Origin of the sequence: Paenarthrobacter ilicis (assembly GCF_016907545.1) — a bacterium.
GTDB classification, from domain to species: Bacteria; Actinomycetota; Actinomycetes; order Actinomycetales; family Micrococcaceae; genus Arthrobacter; species Arthrobacter ilicis.
The window spans coordinates 1,409,626-1,425,117 of record NZ_JAFBCD010000001.1 but is presented as its reverse complement, the minus strand read 5'-3'; the positions used below and the strand labels follow the sequence as shown (position 1 = coordinate 1,425,117).

Annotated in this window: 13 protein-coding genes and 3 tRNA genes; 6 read left to right on the top strand and 10 right to left on the bottom strand. The window is 62.3% G+C overall.

Features of this window, described 5'->3' with window-relative positions; all coding sequences use genetic code 11:
- Nucleotides 1–28: 28 nt before the first annotated feature.
- Nucleotides 29–898, bottom strand: a complete 870-nt coding sequence (rpsB, locus tag JOE60_RS06520) for a 30S ribosomal protein S2 (protein ID WP_167264816.1) — start codon at nt 896–898, stop codon at nt 29–31.
- A gap of 406 nt (nt 899–1,304) precedes the next feature.
- On the opposite strand from rpsB, the gene JOE60_RS06515 reads away from it, so the two are divergent.
- Nucleotides 1,305–1,817 carry a M23 family metallopeptidase gene (locus tag JOE60_RS06515; RefSeq protein ID WP_167264815.1) on the top strand — a complete coding sequence of 171 codons (513 nt, stop codon included), beginning with the start codon at nt 1,305–1,307 and terminating at the stop codon, nt 1,815–1,817.
- Between the two features lie 63 nt (nt 1,818–1,880).
- Here the strand turns inward: JOE60_RS06515 and JOE60_RS06510 are convergent, their stop codons facing one another.
- From JOE60_RS06510 to JOE60_RS06485, 6 genes are all read right to left on the bottom strand, one after another.
- Nucleotides 1,881–3,071 (bottom strand): acyl-CoA dehydrogenase family protein, encoded by a 1,191-nt coding sequence (locus JOE60_RS06510; protein ID WP_167264814.1) that lies wholly within the window; start codon nt 3,069–3,071, stop codon nt 1,881–1,883.
- 208 nt (nt 3,072–3,279) lie between these two features.
- A tRNA-Ile gene (locus JOE60_RS06505) sits at nt 3,280–3,353 on the bottom strand.
- A gap of 82 nt (nt 3,354–3,435) precedes the next feature.
- On the bottom strand, nt 3,436–4,632 hold the full coding sequence (locus JOE60_RS06500; protein WP_167264813.1) for a glycosyltransferase: 1,197 nt from the start codon (nt 4,630–4,632) through the stop codon (nt 3,436–3,438).
- Nucleotides 4,633–4,736: 104 nt separating this feature from the next.
- Nucleotides 4,737–5,645 (bottom strand): DMT family transporter, encoded by a 909-nt coding sequence (locus JOE60_RS06495; protein WP_167264812.1) that lies wholly within the window; start codon nt 5,643–5,645, stop codon nt 4,737–4,739.
- Entirely contained in the window at nt 5,645–6,268 is a 624-nt protein-coding gene (locus tag JOE60_RS06490) for a CDP-alcohol phosphatidyltransferase family protein (RefSeq protein ID WP_167264811.1), read from the bottom strand. The genes JOE60_RS06495 and JOE60_RS06490 overlap by 1 nt, the downstream gene beginning before the upstream one ends.
- Nucleotides 6,269–6,314: 46 nt before the next feature.
- The gene (locus JOE60_RS06485) at nt 6,315–7,163 is read right to left on the bottom strand and encodes a phage holin family protein (protein WP_167264810.1); all 849 of its coding nucleotides are present in this window, start codon (nt 7,161–7,163) and stop codon (nt 6,315–6,317) included.
- A 194-nt stretch (nt 7,164–7,357) separates the two neighbouring features.
- Here JOE60_RS06485 and JOE60_RS06480 point away from each other — a divergent pair, with 194 nt between their 5' ends.
- The 5 genes from JOE60_RS06480 (at nt 7,358) to JOE60_RS06460 (ending at nt 13,212) form a co-directional block, all read left to right on the top strand.
- Complete coding sequence (locus tag JOE60_RS06480) at nt 7,358–8,587, top strand: multidrug effflux MFS transporter (protein ID WP_167264809.1); 1,230 nt, start codon at nt 7,358–7,360, stop codon at nt 8,585–8,587.
- 17 nt (nt 8,588–8,604) lie between these two features.
- Nucleotides 8,605–8,784 carry a glycine zipper domain-containing protein gene (locus tag JOE60_RS06475; protein ID WP_167264808.1) on the top strand — a complete coding sequence of 60 codons (180 nt, stop codon included), beginning with the start codon at nt 8,605–8,607 and terminating at the stop codon, nt 8,782–8,784.
- Between the two features lie 225 nt (nt 8,785–9,009).
- Nucleotides 9,010–11,403 carry a phosphatidylglycerol lysyltransferase domain-containing protein gene (locus JOE60_RS06470; RefSeq protein ID WP_314324383.1) on the top strand — a complete coding sequence of 798 codons (2,394 nt, stop codon included), beginning with the start codon at nt 9,010–9,012 and terminating at the stop codon, nt 11,401–11,403.
- A 70-nt stretch (nt 11,404–11,473) separates the two neighbouring features.
- Complete coding sequence (locus JOE60_RS06465; RefSeq protein WP_239528827.1) at nt 11,474–12,763, top strand: alpha/beta hydrolase; 1,290 nt, start codon at nt 11,474–11,476, stop codon at nt 12,761–12,763.
- Between the two features lie 41 nt (nt 12,764–12,804).
- Nucleotides 12,805–13,212, top strand: a complete 408-nt coding sequence (locus tag JOE60_RS06460) for a hypothetical protein (protein ID WP_167264806.1) — start codon at nt 12,805–12,807, stop codon at nt 13,210–13,212.
- Between the two features lie 45 nt (nt 13,213–13,257).
- Here JOE60_RS06460 and JOE60_RS06455 read toward each other — a convergent pair.
- The 3 genes from JOE60_RS06455 to dnaG form a co-directional block, all read right to left on the bottom strand.
- Nucleotides 13,258–13,330: transfer RNA gene (locus JOE60_RS06455), tRNA-Asn, on the bottom strand.
- A gap of 115 nt (nt 13,331–13,445) precedes the next feature.
- A tRNA-Asn gene (locus JOE60_RS06450) sits at nt 13,446–13,518 on the bottom strand.
- A gap of 53 nt (nt 13,519–13,571) precedes the next feature.
- Nucleotides 13,572–15,473 (bottom strand): DNA primase, encoded by a 1,902-nt coding sequence (gene dnaG, locus JOE60_RS06445; RefSeq protein ID WP_167264805.1) that lies wholly within the window; start codon nt 15,471–15,473, stop codon nt 13,572–13,574.
- Between the last annotated feature and the right edge of the window lie 19 nt (nt 15,474–15,492).

Here is a 15,492-nt window from a genome sequence, read left to right as displayed (position 1 = left end):
TGTTTCCGGCATCAGGGAAGGTCCAGATTTACTTGGCTGCTTCGGCTTCGCCTGCAGCGGCTTCGGTTACTGCGGGAGCCTCGGCTGCCGGAGCTTCTTCGGCGGGGGCTTCTGCTGCAGCAGCTTCTGCCTTGCTGCCTTCGAGGAGTTCGCGCTCCCACTCGGCCAGGGGCTCTTCCGGAGCTTCGGTGGTGCCGGTGGCGCGCTGGTTGCGGGCGATGAGGCCCTCAGCTACGGCGTCGGCAACAACGCGGGTGAGCAGGTTCACGGAGCGGATGGCGTCGTCGTTACCCGGGATCGGGAAATCAACTTCGTCGGGATCGCAGTTGGTGTCCAGGATGGCAACAACGGGGATGTTGAGCTTCTTGGCTTCGTCAACAGCAAGGTGTTCCTTCTTGGTGTCTACAACCCAGAGAACCGAGGGAGCCTTGGTCAGGTTGCGGATACCACCGAGGTTGGCTTCGAGCTTGGTGAGCTCGCGCTTGAGGAGCAGGAGCTCCTTCTTGGTGTAAGCCGAGCCGGCGACGTCGTCGAAGTCAATCTCTTCGAGTTCCTTCATGCGCTGGATGCGCTTGGCGACAGTCTGGAAGTTGGTGAGCATGCCACCAAGCCAGCGCTGGTTCACGTAAGGCTGACCCACGCGGGTAGCCTGCTCCGCGATGGCTTCCTGTGCCTGCTTCTTGGTACCAACGAAGAGGACGGTGCCGCCGTGGGCGACAGTAGCCTTGACGAACTCGAAGGCGCGGTCGATGTAGGACAGCGACTGCTGGAGGTCAATGATGTAGATGCCGTTGCGCTCCGTGAAGATGAATCGCTTCATCTTCGGGTTCCAACGGCGGGTCTGGTGTCCAAAGTGGACGCCGCTGTCAAGCAGCTGGCGCATGGTTACGACGGGCATGCCGACGCTCCTTCCGGCAGGTCATTCATGAGAGAGCCCATGGGGCTGCTCTTACCCTGCCAATAGTTGACGGTTGTTTAGCCTTGACCCGGACGGGCGTGGCTCCTGGCATCCATTGCGCTTCTCATCCGACCCGGGCATAAAGCTCAGGCGGACCGCAAGAGGCACAATCCTCCGCAGCCTGAAGCCAAGGGCTTCGCTGGTGGAGGGCTGGATACGCGTAGTCAGCTTGGGACCCCCGCATATCTGAATGAGACATGCTTCTGAACAAGCTTGAGGGCACAGCAAACTGCTCCAATAAGTGTACTACAGCAGGTCCGCCGGTTTGACCGTCCGCAGCAGTGGTTATCCACATACTGCAGTGCGGGTCTGGAAGGCCACCGGTCCCCTCGGAAGACTGGAACCCATGACGATCTCCAAGCCTTTGGCACTGCTGCTGACCACGTTGGTGTTCTTCTCCGCACCGACCGCACTTTTCTCCACATCACCGGCAGCCGGCTCGCCGGGCAAAACCCACTGGAGCTGGCCCCTCTCCCCCAAACCGGGACTCCAGCGGGCCTTCGATCCGCCTGATAAGCCGTGGCTCAGCGGTCACCGCGGCGTCGACCTGGGGCCATCGTTCGACGGCGCCCAGGTCACCTCGCCGGCGGACGGCGTGGTCACTTTCAGCGGCACCGTGGTGGACCGCCCGGTCCTGACCATCGACCACAGCGGGCTGAAAAGCAGCTTCGAACCCGTTGCCAGCACCCTCAAACCCGGCGACCCCGTGAACAAGGGACAACCCATCGGGACCCTGGAGCCCGGGCACTGCGGCACCATCACCTGCCTGCACTGGGGAGTCAGGCAGGACGGCACCTACATCAATCCTTTGGACCTGGTCCAGGACATGCGGCCCTCGGTGCTGCTGCCGCTGGGCTGAGTCGGACCATGACGCCGGTTGCTGGAAGGGAGATGCGGGAGGATGGATGGAGAAAGCGAAGTCCTAGACGATGGCGGAGACTCCTGTGATGGCCCGGCCGGTCACCAGGGTGTTGATCTCGTGGGTGCCTTCGTAGGAGTAGATGGCTTCCGCGTCGGAAAAGATCTTGGCCATGCCGTAATCGGTGACAATGCCGTTTCCGCCAAGAATGCCCCGGCCCAGGGCTACGCTCTCCCGCATGCGGGCGGTGGCGAAGGCCTTGGCCAGTGCGGACTGCTCGTCCTTGGCCACTCCGGCGTCCTCCAACTGCGCAAGTCGCACCATCATGCCCATGGACGCCACCGTGTTGCCGAGGATCTGCACCAACTGGTTCTGCACCAACTGGAATGCCGCCAAGGGGCGCCCGAACTGCTGGCGCTCCACGGCGTAGCTGCGGGCGACATCGAAGGCAGCCATCTGCAGGCCCACAGCCTGCCACGCCACTGCCAACCGCGTCACTTTGAGCACCTTGTTGGTGTCACGGAAGCTGTTGGCGTTGGCCAACTTGAAGAAGTCGGGGACCACTACGTTGTCCAAAGTAATGTCAGCATTCTGGACGGTTCGCAGGGAAATCTTGTTCTCGATCTTGCTCGCGGAGAAGCCCGGCAGCGTGGTGTCCACCAGGAACGCTTTCACCTGGTTGTCGGCGACATCGCGGGCATAGATGACAACCCAGTCAGAGAACGTGGCGTTTCCGATCCAGCGCTTGGCCCCGTTGAGGATCCAGCTGTCACCATCGCGCTGTGCGGTGGTCCGGGTTCCACCGGCAACATCCGAACCACCCAAGGGTTCGGTCAGCCCGAACGCGCCGATCTTTTTCAGCGCGTAGATGTCCGGGAGCCACGCATCCTTTTGCTCTTGGGACGCAAGGGCCTCGATCGAGCCGGTAAAGAGTCCGTCGTGGACACCCATGAACGTGGCGATCGAGGCGTCTGCGCGCGTCACTTCGGCGTGCAGCATGCCGGCAAAGAGGTTGGAGTAGCCCTGGCGGCGGACGGGGCTGACCAGATCCAACTCGGCAAGCTTGGGGATCAGGTCCATGGGGAATTCGCCCCGATTCCAACAGTCGACGGCGATCGGCTTGACTTCGCGGGCCAAAAATTCCCGGACCTCTGCGAGGCGGTCCCGCTCCTTGCCCGTCAGCATCTGCTCGAAGGCGTAGAAGTCACCGTCCGCATACGGGAGGGTACTGGCATCAAATGCGGCGTTGGACATGTGCGCTCCTTCAAGGTGGTCGGCTTCGACCCCGTCAGCGTCAGGTGAGCGCCCGTGCCCGGCGTGTATCGGACAGCCGTGGCGCCGACTGACTAAGTTACTGATCAGTAACTTACCAAAAGGCGCTGTGACGCGCAACGCAAAAGAGCCGTGGCCGACGATTCCTCGTCAACCACGGCTCTCCGTGTAAAAGTTCTCCGTGTAAAAGTAGGGCTACTCGGACTTGAACCGAGGACCTTAGGATTATGAGTCCCGCGCTCTAACCAGCTGAGCTATAGCCCCATGCGCTGCCCGGTCCGAAGAAAAATCTCCTCACCGGGAAAAGCACTCTAGCAATACTAATGGCTGGGAAGCAGTGCTCGGGTCACACCACCATGTCCTCGTAGGACGCTCCGCGGTAGAGGTCCTCAAAGGTCTGCAGGGTGCCGTTGAGGCTGTGGGGCTCCACCATCTCGCGGCTGAGCTTGCCCATGGCCTTCAGCTGGTCCTCGGGAAGCTCCACCAACTTGGTGATTTTCCCGGCCAGCTCGTCGCTGTCGTTGGGGGTGAACAGGTAACCGTTCTCACCGTCGCGGACCAGGTGCGGCAGGGCCATGGCATTGGCCAAAAGAACGGGCGTGGACGCGGACATGGCTTCCAGGGTCACCAGTGACTGGAGCTCTGCAGTGCCGGGCATGCAGAAGATGTCGGCCTTGATGTACGCCTCCCGAAGGTCTTCATCGCTGGCCAGGCCGAGGAACTTCACCCTGTCTCCCAAACCGAGCCGTGCAACCTGGGCTTCCAGGGCGGGCCGGACCTCCCCGCCTCCCACGATCTCAAGGTGGACGTTGAGCTCGCGCGGCGTCTTGGCAACAGCGTCAATCAAAACGTTGACGTGCTTTTCTTCGGCCAACCGGCCGGCAAAAAGAACCGTGGGGTGGGTGTGGGGCTCAATGATCTCGCCCGGAAGGAGTTCGTACGCAGAAGAGTCGATGCCGTTGGACAACGGCAGCACCTTACGCAGGAAAGCATGCTGGTGCATGGCTTTGGCAGCAAGCGGAGTGGGTGTAGTGACCACATCGGCCTGGCCCATGACCTTGCCCATGTCCTTCCAGGAAACACGTCCCACGATGTCCTTGAACCATGCCGGGAACGGCAGGAACGGGTTCAGGTTTTCCGGCATGAAGTGGTTGGTGGCCACGATCCTGATGCCTCGCCTGACGGCCTCGTACAGTACCTGCTCGCCAATCATGTAGTGGCTTTGGATGTGCACTACGTCGGGCTGCACTTTGTCGAAAAGCAGGCTGATTTCCTTCTTGATTTCCCAGGGGAAGCAAATCCGGAAGTACTCATGGGTGAATACCCCGTGGGAGCGGAGACGGTGGACCGTCGCCTCATCCCGGAACTCGGAGAAGCTCTTGCCCTTGTCCTGCCGGCAAGCCAGGACGTGCACGTTGTGTCCGCGCGCCGTCATTCCCTTGGCCAAGCGGTAGCCGAACTGCGCGGCTCCGTTGACGTGCGGCGGGTAGGTGTCCGCCGCAATCAGGATAGTGAGGGGTTTGTTGGTGTCGGGAATGGTCACGTGGAGAACTCCTGATGGTCACGGTGCGGACAGCGGTGATGAATCCACAGCTGCGGTGTCGCCGGTTTGCCGCCCGCAACAAAGCGGGGGCGCAAGGTAAATCGTCAGCCCTGGGCCTTACGGTTGGCCGCCTTGGCTTCCTTCTTGCGTTTGGTGACTTCCGGGTGATGCCGGCTCAGCGCTATGACTCCCACGATAGCAAGGGAAGCCGCCGCAGCCATTGCTATCGCCATGACGGCGTGGACATCGGGACGAAGCTCACCAAGGATCACAATGCCGATCGCAATTCCCACCATGGGGTCGATGACTGTCAGGCCGGCGATCACCAGATCCGGGGGGCCGCCCGAGTAGGCGCTTTGGACGAACCAGGAACCCAGTCCACCCGCAGCGGCAATGGCTATCAGGGTGTACCACTGGACATTGAGCAGGAAGAGTCCGTTGGGATCCAGCAGATGCTTGCCGATGATGCGGGTCAGCACTGCAACGAATCCAAAAAGGACACCTGCCCCCAGAATGTAGATGAATGCGCTCATACGGTGTTTGAACAGCACCGCCAGAGTTCCGAACAGTCCCACGGCGAGGGCGAGCAACAGGACAATTGTCAGCTCATCCTCAGCGTTGACGTGGTGGTTTTCCTGGGTCACGTTGACCGCCAGGAGCACGAACGCCGCGGAGCCGGTGACGCAGCAGGTAATCGCCACCACCGTGGCCCTGTTGATGGTGAGGCCTTGGTCTTTGGCGTTGACCACCGTGGTGATGACCAGTGCTATGGCACCGATGGGTTGCACCACGGTGAGCGGCGCGGAAACCAGTGCTACGGCATTCATGGCCATTCCCAGTGCAAGGAAAAGCAAGCCGAGCATCCAGCGGGGATTTCGCAGCAGCCTGAGGAAACCGTTGGAGCTGAGCGCCAAGCCACCTGTGTCCGCCTTGACCGCGCTCCCCTGGCGTTGAGCGCCGATGGCAAGGAAGAAGGCACCCATGACCGCGAGGAAAACCGCAAGCCAGACCATCAGCTGAGTTCGCCGTCGTTGGTTTTCAGATCTTTACCCTTACGCAAAATAGCCCAGAAATAGTTGTAGGCAGCTATCCAATGTCCCGCGAGACCCAGCCCCAGGAACGTCCATGCGCCCACAAAGTAAACCTCAGTGAACGGTATCGGCAATTTGGACAAAACCAGCAACGGCGTACCGACCAGCAGGAGTCCCGTCCGGATTTTTCCGATGATGCTCACGGGAAGATCCGGGTGGTTGCGGAAGTACACCAGCGAAGCAACGGCAAGGATGGCATCGGGAACCAGCAGCGCAGCGAGATACCACCACTGCACGACGCCGGCAATCACCAACGTCAGGGCAACGGCCAGGAGTGCCGCCCTGTCCGCCATGGGATCCAGGATCCTGCCGAGCTTGGACGTTTGGTCGAAGCGACGGGCGACGTAGCCATCCACCCAATCGGTACTGCCCATGACCACCAGCACCAGGACCGCGAAGCCGTACTCCTTTTGGGCGAGGACCAACCACACAAACAACGGCACGCCCATAAAGCGAAGGACTGTAATGGCGTTGGGAACGGTGAGGATGGCGTCGTGGTCCACCTGGGGGCGGCCAGGACGCGAGCCGGCACCAATCAACCTCACGTGGGCCCCCTTCCTCGTTCCCGGTATTTGGCGCCTGGTGCAGGTGTTACTTTTTCAGCAACTTCCGCAAGGCAACAACGAATACCACTGCGGCCGCAGCGAATGCGGCAAGATCCTTCCAGTGCGCTGACATGCGTTCGGTGACGGTGTTGGGCACAGAGTCGTTCAGGTCAGCCAAGCGGGCAGCAGCCACGTCTTTGCCTTCCCGGAACTTTCCAGTGGCGCTGTCCAACAGCGCCTGGCCCTGCTTCTTGACGTCCAGCTGCTCGCCAAGTTCGTCGCGGACCCCGGTGAGGTGCTGGCGACGCCTGGTCAGGCGCGACCGGAGTTCGCCTTCGGTGGGTGCCTTGACTGCATCCGCTTCCTTGGTTGCCTCCTTGGCAGCCTTTTCAGCCTTGGCCTTCTCAGCGGCCGCTTCCTTTTGGGCTTTGGCGGCCTTGGCAGCTGGCGAATTCGGGTCAAGGACGGACTCGTCGAAGTGTGAGCCCTCCTTGGCAATGCCGAGGTCGTGCTTGATACCCCGGATGGTGTCCTCCGGCATCAGAGGCATGGCCTTCTTGAATTTGGCCAGCCCGATCAGCGCCGCGATGGCAACAATCACCAGGAAGAATGCGGCGACAACCAGCGCAGCCAGCCAGCCAGGCATGATGGTTGCCAACCCCAGAATTGCAGCAACCACCAAGGCGATCACCAGCAGCGCGAGGAAGACCAGTGCTACTCCGAAGAAAGCGCCTGCGACGCCAACCTGGGTGGCCTTGCGCTTGAGTTCCACCTTGGCCAGGGCGATCTCATCATTGATCTGCCGCGGGGCCAGGCGCGCAACAAGCTTGAGGGTCTTCGGCAAAGTTCGTATGGCGGGTCCTTGGCTGGTCCTGCCGGTGTGACGTCCACTCATGGATTCCGCCTAACTGCTTCCTCTGGGCTTGGTGATTGCGCACACGGCCGGATGGAGATCGCCGCGGGCACCTGTCCACAAAACTATCATTCAGGTTCCTGCTTAACTTTCGGGTACGGTCCGTGGCGCATCCGACGCGGGGACTTTAAATATGATCCAAGCCATACCCAACGATGATCCAGGCCATAGGATGGATGATCGTGACCTCTCCAACTGCTCCCGGTGATTCACTCAGCCGACGCGAAAAACTTGTCTACATCCTTCTGCTGGGCGCCCTCACCGCTCTTGGTCCGTTCACTATTGACCTGTACCTTCCCGCATTCCCCGCGCTCGAGAAAAGCTTTGACGTCTCCGCGGCTGCCATCCAACTGACGTTGACGGGCACCACCGTCGGGTTCGGCCTGGGACAACTGGTGGTGGGCCCCTTCAGTGACAAGGTGGGGCGGCGGCTTCCCCTGATCCTGGCCACGGCGGTACACATCGCCTCGTCGATCGGCGCGGCGCTGGCGACGGACATTGGCTGGTTGTCATTGTTCAGGGTGCTCATGGGCATCGGCGCCGCCGGTGGCGGCGTGGTGGCGATGGCAATGGTCCGGGACCTCTTCCACGGCTATTCGATGGTCCGGATGTTTTCCCGCATGTCCCTGGTCAACGGACTTGCCCCGATCCTTGCACCGGTCATCGGATCCCAGCTGCTGCTGGCCTTTCCTTGGCCGGGAATCTTCTACTTCCTGGCGTCCTACGGCCTGCTGGTGATCCTGGCATCGATTTTCTTCATCAAGGAGACCCTCCCGGCTGAACAACGCGGAAAATCCACGGTCACAGTCCGCCAACGCTACAAGAGCGTCCTGAGCGACAGGATTTTCGTTGGCATGGTCCTGGTGGGAAGCCTCAACTTCGGCGGCCTCTTTGCCTACCTTTCAGCGTCCACGTTCCTTTTCCAGAACGTTTACGGCTTCTCGCCGCAGCAATACGGAATTCTGTTTGGCATCAACTCCCTGGGAATCGTGGCGGGCGTTCAGATCAGCTCCCGGCTCATCCGCAGGGTGGCCCCTCAATGGATCGTGGCCGGCGCCACCCTTGTGATGGTGTTCCTGGCGGCACTGATCGTGGTCCTGGACCTTCTGGGTGCAGGACTCTGGGGAATTCTGGTTCCCCTGTGGTTCTACATCTGCGCCACCGGCTTCATGTTTCCCTGCGTGCAGGTCCTGTCACTGGCCAACCATGGAGCGCAAGCGGGCACTGCTGCTTCACTGCTGGGCGCGTCCCAGTTCATGATGGCGGGCATCGTGCCGCCGGTGGTTGGCTGGCTCGGCGTCGGTTCGGCCGTTCCCATGGGCTCGGTCATGGCGGTCTGCATCCTCGGCTCCATCACCGCTTTGTGGCTGATTGTCCGGCCACGGACCGTTCCGTCCATCCACTAGCACCGTAGGCTGTGACCATGACCCGCAAACCCCATCGCAACGGCCGTGGCCTCTTTCTGGGCGTCGTGATCGGTGCAGTCATCGGAACACTCATTGGCCGTGCGGCCGGCGGCGCACTTTACGGGGCACTGCTGGGGGCAGTCATCGGCGCTGCGGTGCTTTACAGGGTCAATCCCGGTCCCTGGAACCGCGACTAGCCCTCACCGGAAATATCCCCCGGACCGCCACAGCCCCACCCTCTCCCCCTGCGGCCCTGGGCAAGGCAGAATGGTGCCGGACCGGGCTTAACCGGCGCCGGACCGGTGAGGGGACACTACATGAGCACGGCCGTGGCAATCAGGCGAACACTTCGGAGCGTTTCCACCGTCAGAAGGCTGCCACTCACCTTGGCCCTTGCAGTGTTGCTCTGGATACTGGGAGCCGTGACCGGGAGCCTCCTGAACGGTCCGGAAGAGACCTTGCTGGAACAAGTCGGGCTGGGCCTGGCCACCGAGCCCGGTCCGTGGTGGTCGGTCCTGACGTCGGCCTTCTTTGCCTCATCATTGTTGGACTACATCGCTTGTACTGCAGCCATCCTTCTGGGGGTGGGGATCGCGGAACGGATCCTGGGTCCGTGGATTGCCCTGGCCGCCTTTGCCGTGGGCTCGGTCCTGAGCGCTGTGGTGCTGACCGGCCTGGTGACCTTCGGGACCGACGCCAGCGATCAATGGCTGAGCTTTCTTGGTGGTGAGTACGCGGTTGGCGCCTACGGTGGTGCAACCGCCGCGTTGGGATTCACGACGGCGGCCCTCGCCTCCCTCTGGCGACGCCGACTCAGGACGTGGCTGCTGGCCGGAACGCTGATGTTCGCATTGTTCGTCGGCGTCGCCCAGAGCCTGCAGGCTCTGGCCGGCGCCGTGATCGGCATCCTGGCGGGGTGGGCCGTGCAGTCCCTCGTCCTGAAACGCAGCGGGGGTTCGTTTCATTCTTCTACAATCCGGGAATCACGGTTCCTCGTGGGCACCGTGGTGGGCGTCTTCGCCGTCGGGCCGCTTTTGACGCAACTGACCGGGACCTGGGAGGTGGGTCCGCTCTCTGTGGTTTCGGAGATTATGCTCCAGGCCAGTCCGGATGCCAACGAGGTCCGTGAGGCCTGCGGCAATGACACCAACTGCGTCACCCTGCAGGGGATCGTTGGCGTGCAAAGCTTCGGGGCCACCATCCTCACCCTCATACCGGTCCTGCTGCTCCTCGTGTGCGCCGAGGGGCTCAGGCGCGGGCGCCGCCTGGCCTACCGCCTCACGCTGGTGATCCAAGCGTATCTGGCCGCCGTCACCGTGCTGTCCATCACCCAATACGTCACCGATCCCGAGGTCACGCTGGAGGCAGACGACTTTGGGTACCTGCTGCTGTACGCGGTCCCCGCCGTGCTGGCACCGATCATCGTATTGAGCCTGCTGGTGGCCAACCGGCACAAGTTCCAAGTGGAGTCCAGCGACGCCGGATACCGCACCTTGGGCCGGATATCGCTGACCCTGGCCGTCGCGGCCGTTGTCCTCTATGCGGCCTTCTGGTTCCTGGAGGGCAATCCGGGCAGGTCCACGCTGCTGGACCTGGCCGGGCAATTGACGCACATCCTGGTGCCTTTTCCCGTGCCGTTCGTTGTAGCCCTCCCGCAGGGGCTTCTCAGCACCGTCCTGTACGGCCTGGGCGGGGACATCATTTGGCTGTGCATCCTGGTGCTGGTGCTGAACAACTTCAGGCGGTTCCGCATGATTGCCATGGATCCGGCCGCCGACCTGGGACATGCCCGCGAGCTCCTGCACCACGGCGGCGGAAGCCTTTCCTGGATGACACTGTGGGACGGCAACCAATACTGGTTCACGCCGGACAGGACGGCCGGAATCGCCTACCAGGTCCACAATGGCGTGGCCCTGACGGTAGCCGGCCCGATCGGCGCAGCTGAACACCATGACGCTGCGGCAACAGGCTTCCTGGCACACTGCTCGCGCCTGGGGCTCATCCCGTGCTTCTACTCGGCAACGGACCAGCTGGATGCTCCGCTCCTCCCCCAGGGCTTCAGCAAGCTGGAAGTGGCAGAGGAGACACTGTTGAACGTCCAGTCCATGACGTTCAAGGGCAAGGAATGGCAGAACGTCCGCACCGCGCTGAACCGGGCCGGGAAGCTGTCCATCAAGGACTACTGGTACCACTACCAGGACATGCCGCCGGGAATCAGGGCGCAACTGGCGGAGATCTCCGAGGAATGGGTTGCGGACAAAGCCCTCCCGGAAATGGGTTTCACCCTGGGCGGCCTCAATGAGCTCAAGGACCCCGAGGTCGTGTGCTGCGTGGCCGTGGACGACGACGGCCTGGTGCACGGAGTCACCAGTTGGCTGCCCGTCTTCACGGACGGAACGGTGTCCGGTTGGACCCTGGACTTCATGCGCCGTCGCACAACCGGGTTCAAAGGCGTCATGGAATTCCTGATTGCCTCAGCCGTGATCCACTTCAAGGAGCAGGTCACCCGGATTTCCCTGTCCGGCTCGCCCCTGGCCAACAGCGGACAGGACTCCGGGGAGGGCGATCACAGCGCACTGGACCGCGTCCTGACCCTGCTGGGCAATGCCCTGGAACCCATGTACGGCTTCAAGTCCCTTGCAGCCTTCAAATCCAGGTTCCAGCCTGACCATCGCACGCTGTACATGTATTACCCCGAACCGCTGGCCCTGCCCGCCATCGGCGTCGCTGTGGGATCGGCGTACCTGCCGGGGCTCTCCCCGGCACAAAGCGCCGGCCTGCTGCGGCAAATGATCGCCAGGGAGCCGGCCGCATGAAACGCCCCGCCTGGATACACCGCAGCTGTGCCGGCAGTGCTTCAGCTGACCTCCGGAAGGGATCCCGGCCTTGCTGGACACCATCCTGAAAATCGAAATCAGCGGTCCCGCAGTCATGACCGCCGCGGTGGTGACCGGCGTCGTGTTCTTCCTTGTGCTGTTCCTGCGTCCCACTGCCCGCTGGGCACTGACTGCCACCATTGCCATAGCGGCGGCGGTGGTGGCCGGCGCCATCACCGTGTGGGTGGTGGAGGACGTGCTGGACGTTTTCCACGTGGGCCTTACGCCGAGGGTGTGGTTCTGGGCGCTTGCCGGCTGCGGTGCGCTGGGTTTGGCCCTGGTGAGCTTCCGGCACAGCCCGGCGTGGCGGAAGGTGGTGGCCGCGGTATCCATTCCGGTCTTCATGCTGGTGGCCGCGCTGGGCATCAACACCGAGTTTGGGCTCAACAAAACGCTGGGCTCCGCCTTCGGCGTTTCCACGGAGGGCGCCATCGCCCTGAACAAGCCCGATCCCAACGCCACCAACCCAGCCGGGCCCCTGTGGCAGCACTGGAAACCCCCGTCCGGCATGCCAACCCAAGGCAAAGTGGGAACACAGGTGATTCCTGCCACCGCGTCCGGCTTCGACGCCCGCCCCGCCGGCATCTATCTTCCACCGGCCGCGCTCACCGCGAATCCACCGCAGCTGCCCTTGTTTGTGCTCATGATGGGTCAGCCCGGGCTTCCCGATCCGCAGTACGTCTCCGCGGCACTGGATGAGTTCGCAGCCCGGAACAACGGCCTGGCGCCCATCGCGATCGTTGCCGACCAGATCGGACCCGACCAGAACGACACCCTGTGTTTGGACACGTCCACGTACGGCAAGGTCCAGACCTACATCAATGTGGACGTGGTCAACTGGGCCAAGGCAAACCTGAACATTCTGACCGACCGCAAGGATTGGACCATTGCCGGTTATTCCAACGGTGGCCAGTGCGCCATTTCCTTCGCCGTGAAGTACCCGGACATGTGGGGGAACGTGGTGGATATCTCCGGCGAGGAGTTTCCGGGCGCCGAAGATCCTGAAGGCAACCTCGCCACCATCTTCAACGGAAACCAGGCGGACTACGACGCCCAAAAGCCCATCAACATCATGAAGGGCAAACAGTTTCCGGATACGACGGCGGTTTTCACCGCCGGCTCGGATGACGTCACCTACGTGGCCGCAGCCAAAGCGGTCTCCGCGGCTGCGCGGGCGTCCGGGATGACGGTGACCTATTACGAAGTGCCCAACGGCGGTCACGTGGGGATTGCCCTCAATGACGGGCTCACAGAGGGGTTTGATGTCCTGTATCCACGGCTGGGCCTGTCCAGGCAATGAACTCCCTTTTCCCCGCAACAACCCGGCGATAAAGTTGGAGGGTGCCACACGGGCAAGAACTGCAGCCGCTTCCCCCACCCTGGCAGCGGCGGGATGAGCGCATCCTGCCACTGTGGTGGGACCGCCTGTGCTCTGTGACCAGTGCGCAATCGGCGGCGCTCTACGCGGCCGGGCTGTTCACTGACGATCGCCGCCGGCCCATTGCGCAGTGGCACAACCCCGCAACGGGGGCTGCTTTGCTGGTTGCTCCCGAGACGTCCCCCGAATGGCCCGTCCAACGGTTCGGCATCTTCTACGCCCCGCCTGGAGGCGGCTTCACCCGCGTCCACTCCGCGGCCCATGAATGGCATCCGCGTGAGCCCCGGACGCCTCCCACCGAGCAGGACTCCTTCGGAGCCGCTGTCTCGGAGGCTGCGCGGTTCCTGCAAGTGGAACTGGATTTCGTTTAAAAGGCGGACCCCGCACCGGCATCATGCTGGTACGGGGTCCTGATGCTCCTCCGACTGGACTTGAACCAGTAACCCTTCGATTAACAGTCGAATGCTCTGCCAATTGAGCTACGGAGGAATGAAGCGCCTACGACTTTAGCAAAGGTTTATCCGATTGCGAAATCGCCCTCAAATACCCGGAGGGGGTATAAAAATATCCCCGCTCCGGTTGCCCGGAACGGGGATATTGCGCGCTCCTCCGACTGGACTTGAACCAGTAACCCTTCGATTAACAGTCGAATGCTCTGCCAATTGAGCTACGGAGGAATGAAGCGGTTACTAGCTTAACAGGGGGGTGCCGGAAAACGAAATCGAACCGTTCAGCCGTCGGAACGCAGTGCGCGGCGTTCCATTTCCAGCTGCATCAGCTCACGGTTGAGCCGCTGGAACTCCTCCGGATGGGACGCGGCATCCAAGCGCTGGAGCTGCCCCATCTTGTCAGCCTTGATCCTGGTGATCTGTAGTTCAAACAGGCGGGCAAGAATATCCCGGCAGTAACGCTGCATGGCTTCCGGCGTGCTGGCGGGCAATGGCGTGACAGCAAGTTCGGACACCAACGGGCGCAGGGGCTCCGGAACTTCCTGCCGCACCTCCTCCACCCACCTCACGGGATCATCGGCGTGGACCAGGCCCGTGGCCCTGATGGCGGCATGGACCGCGCCATAGGCCGGGGTGGAGAAGTACGATGCTTCAAACCGCTCCCATGCGCCACCCCCCAGCACAGCAGGGTCCTGAAGTACCACTTCCAGTGCTTGGCGCTCCATTCCAGCCACGGGATCGCGGGGATCGGGGCGTTGGAACAACGGACCTGCAGACGGCGGTGCTGCCGCCGTCGGTTGCTCACCCGAAGGTGCTGAAGTCCCTGAGCCTGCGTTCCCTGACCCGGTGTTTGCTCCCCGTTTGACGGCCGCACCAACATAGCGGCTGACTTCTTCGATGGGCATGCCCAGCCACCCCGCAAGCTCACGCGTGTAGCCCGGCCTGGTGGCCGCGTCCCGGATCTGTGCCACCACCGGTGCTGCCTCCCGCAGGGCAGCCACACGGCCCTCAACGGTGTCCAGGTTGTGGCGGCGGAGTGAGGCCTTGATGGCGAACTCAAAGAGCGGTTTTCGGCTGAGGATCAGGTCCCTGACGGCGGCATCGCCTTTGAGCTGGCGGAGGTCGCAGGGATCGGCTCCCGTCGGTTCGACGGCAACGTAGGTCTGCGCCTGGAAGCGTTGATCCTCTTCGAAGGCCCGCAGTGCGGCCTTCTGCCCCGCGGCGTCGCCATCGAAAGTGAAGATCACCTCTCCCCCGGTGCCGTCATCCGAAATCAGTCGCCGCGCCACCTTGATGTGATCGGTACCGAAGGCCGTGCCGCAAGTAGCCACCGCTGTCGCAACACCGGCCAGGTGACAAGCCATGACATCGGTGTATCCCTCAACCACCACCAGCTGACGCTCTTTCGCGACGCTCTTCTTGGCGATGTCGATCCCATAGAGGACCTGGGATTTTTTGTAGAGCGTGGTCTCCGGGGTGTTCAGGTACTTGGGACCCTGGTCGTCCTCGTACAGCTTCCGGGCACCAAAGCCAATGGTGTCCCCTGCGATGTCGCGGATGGGCCAGATGAGCCGCCCACGGAAGCGATCGTAGATACCCCGATTACCTTCGGAAAACATGCCCGTCAGCTTGAGTTCAGCATCCGTGAAGCCACGGCCCCGCAGGTGCTTCAGGAGGGAGTCCCAGCCCTGCGGCGCGTAGCCCACTCCGAAGTGTTCGGCAGCAGCCCGGTCGAAGCCGCGGCCGTCCAGGAAATTGCGGGCCTCCGCAGCACCGGGAGTCAGCAGCTGCGCGCGGAAGAATTCATCGGCGATCTTGTGGGCATCCAGCAGACGCTGGCGCTTGCCCACTTCCTCACGGTTGGGACCGGTGCCGCCGTCCTCGTACCGCAACTCATAGCCGATCCGGGCGGCCAGTTTCTCCACCGCTTCATGGAAGGAGCTGTGGTCCATCTTCTGGATGAAGGAGATCGCGTCCCCGTCCTCGCCACAGCCAAAGCAGTGGTAGCGGCCTACTTGTGGCCGGACCGTGAAGGAAGGGGAACGCTCGTCGTGAAAGGGACACAGGCCCTTGAAACTTCCCAGCCCGGCGCTCTTGAGGGTGACGTACCCGTCAACCACTTCCTTGATGTCGGTGCGCTGGCGTACTTCATCAATATCTTCACGTTTAATCAGGCCAGCCACGTGACCATCCTAGTCGTTG

Coding starts and splice junctions, on each gene's coding strand:
- JOE60_RS06515 (WP_167264815.1), top strand. CDS start 1,305: ATGACGATCTCCAAGCCTTTGGCACTGCTGCTGACCACGTTGGTGTTC.
- JOE60_RS06510 (WP_167264814.1), bottom strand. CDS start 3,071: ATGTCCAACGCCGCATTTGATGCCAGTACCCTCCCGTATGCGGACGGT.
- rpsB (WP_167264816.1), bottom strand. CDS start 898: ATGCCCGTCGTAACCATGCGCCAGCTGCTTGACAGCGGCGTCCACTTT.
- JOE60_RS06485 (WP_167264810.1), bottom strand. CDS start 7,163: ATGAGTGGACGTCACACCGGCAGGACCAGCCAAGGACCCGCCATACGA.
- JOE60_RS06495 (WP_167264812.1), bottom strand. CDS start 5,645: ATGGTCTGGCTTGCGGTTTTCCTCGCGGTCATGGGTGCCTTCTTCCTT.
- JOE60_RS06475 (WP_167264808.1), top strand. CDS start 8,605: ATGACCCGCAAACCCCATCGCAACGGCCGTGGCCTCTTTCTGGGCGTC.
- JOE60_RS06480 (WP_167264809.1), top strand. CDS start 7,358: ATGATCGTGACCTCTCCAACTGCTCCCGGTGATTCACTCAGCCGACGC.